This is a genomic window from Borrelia hispanica CRI (genome assembly GCF_000500065.1).
Lineage (GTDB): Bacteria > Spirochaetota > Spirochaetia > Borreliales > Borreliaceae > Borrelia > Borrelia hispanica.
In genome coordinates this window covers 1-1989 of the sequence record NZ_AYOU01000084.1, presented here as the reverse complement: position 1 = coordinate 1989, position 1989 = coordinate 1, and the positions used below count along the sequence as shown (strand labels likewise).

At 27.6% G+C, this 1989-nt stretch carries 3 protein-coding genes; all 3 read left to right on the top strand.

The features are described 5' to 3' along the window. Window positions 1–420 (top strand): DUF764 family protein (locus U880_RS0102360; protein ID WP_024654599.1); only part of this gene is annotated, 420 nt, incomplete at its 5' end. Then, complete coding sequence (locus tag U880_RS0102355; protein ID WP_024654618.1) at window positions 410–1540, top strand: DUF787 family protein; 1131 nt, start codon at window positions 410–412, stop codon at window positions 1538–1540. The genes U880_RS0102360 and U880_RS0102355, both read left to right, overlap by 11 nt. Further along, window positions 1540–1962, top strand: coding sequence for a DUF1463 family protein (locus U880_RS0102350; protein ID WP_024654455.1), 423 nt, complete (start codon window positions 1540–1542; stop codon window positions 1960–1962). The genes U880_RS0102355 and U880_RS0102350 overlap by 1 nt, the downstream gene beginning before the upstream one ends. Window positions 1963–1989: the final 27 nt, after the last annotated feature.

Genomic DNA, 1989 nt, shown 5'->3' with positions numbered 1-1989 from the left:
AATAATTCAAATATAATTGCTGTGCATTTTAATAATATTGATGGTCTCTTTAATCATAATTCAAGAACAGGTGTATTTTATAATAATGTCAACGAATTTGCTATCAATTTTCAACTATATTTTATGGCATTAACGAACAATTCAAACAAAGATGCATATGAAAGACTTATGTTACTTTATACATTATTTAGTGACTTCTTATATGACTTTGCAACTCAAAGCTTTACTTTTACACCTGAAGATAATGACTACCAAATAAATTTGAAATTTTATATTCACCATACAACAAATATGCAAAACAATGGTCTCCTTGACATAAATAGCAATCATAGCAACTTAACTTATTGTTTAAGTCAAGGATTTAGAGCAAATATACAAATAGAAGAAGAAAAAATTAAGGAGAAAAATAATGCCAGCTGATACAATTAGTGTTAATTTAACGCATTCTAGATTGGATCTAAATCAAGTAAGTTATTATACACCACTACTTGTCTATAAATGTTCAAAAATTAAACTTAATACTACATCACCAAAATATAAAATATTATATTTAAATATAAATGATTATGAACAAGCAATTGATGCACTTGAAAAAGAAGGTAGCAATGGTGACGATGAATTTAATAAAGAAAAAGAATATTTAAAACAAGCAATTCAAGCATTTTTTGCAGAAGATGATAAAGGATTACGTTCTGTAACATTAGTTATATATAAAGAAACAACAGAGGCAAAAGGGATTAAAGAACTATTTAAAAGAAGTAGAAATGCTTTTATTGTATTTATAAACACTTATGCAAGTAATAATAATGGTGGTGATGGTCTTACTATTTATAAAGATGATTATACTAATTTCAAAGACCCTGCACACTTCTTTGTATTTGGAACCAAAGAATCTGAAATAAAAGAATTGTTTAAAAATGGTTCTAACTCCAAATCTAAAATTATTGTTATTCATTCTAAAGGAGATCAACAATTACATTTAAGATTTACATCTAAATACTTACATGAAGCAAGTATCTTTCATGCTGTAAACCCTTATGGACTTACATTTAGTAGTATAAATCCTATTACTGATAGCACAGAGATTACTAAGCTTAGACAAGCTAATATCAATTTCTATTCACACCTTAATGAAACTGGACTTGATGGTTTCCCAGCTTTTAAAGAAGGAATTTGTCTCGATTCTACCCCTATCGATGAAATTTTTACTTATGACTATATCAAATATGAATTTATTGCAGAACTTATTAGAATATGGAACTTAAATAATAGACAAAATAGTAAATTATCAGAACTTCAACTATCAGGACAAAGAGATAATGCTTATAGTGCTGCTATTGAATGCAAACTTAAAGAACTTATTGATTCAGGTCTAATTGTTTCTTATTCTAAACTCAAAATACAAATATCGGCAAGTGCTGCACTAAAACTATTCTTATCAATAAATATTACTTATAACCATTCTATGAAAGGAGTGGTATTAAATATCACAACACAAGATATACAAAGCTATCAAAATAGTTTAAAGGAGGTTAAATAATGGATCATGTTTACAACTTAACGAAGATATTTTTCTCAATTAAAGATAAGCATATTCAAAGTGGGAAATTAGAGCTTACTAGTGAACCTACAACAAGAGCTGTATCTAGTACTGAAGATATGGGATTTCCGGTAGTTAGTTTTAGAGACCCTAAAACTATTACTTTCATATTTAATGTTGAAGTAACTATTGGATCTTATGATTACAAGCTACTAACAGATATGTCTCAAAATCAATTTTACAATGTAAAAGAGAGTACATATGAAAAACTGCTAAGCCTTGTATTTAATGACTTTGAAAACATTCACATTGTATCTAATAATGCATTCTTTGCAGAAGAACCATCAAGAAGCTATGCTGCTGAAGCAGAAAAGGTTACGTTTGAAATTAGAGCTGTTAATTGCGAAGTAAAAAAACCATAATAATTAAAATTTAAGGAGGATTTATGA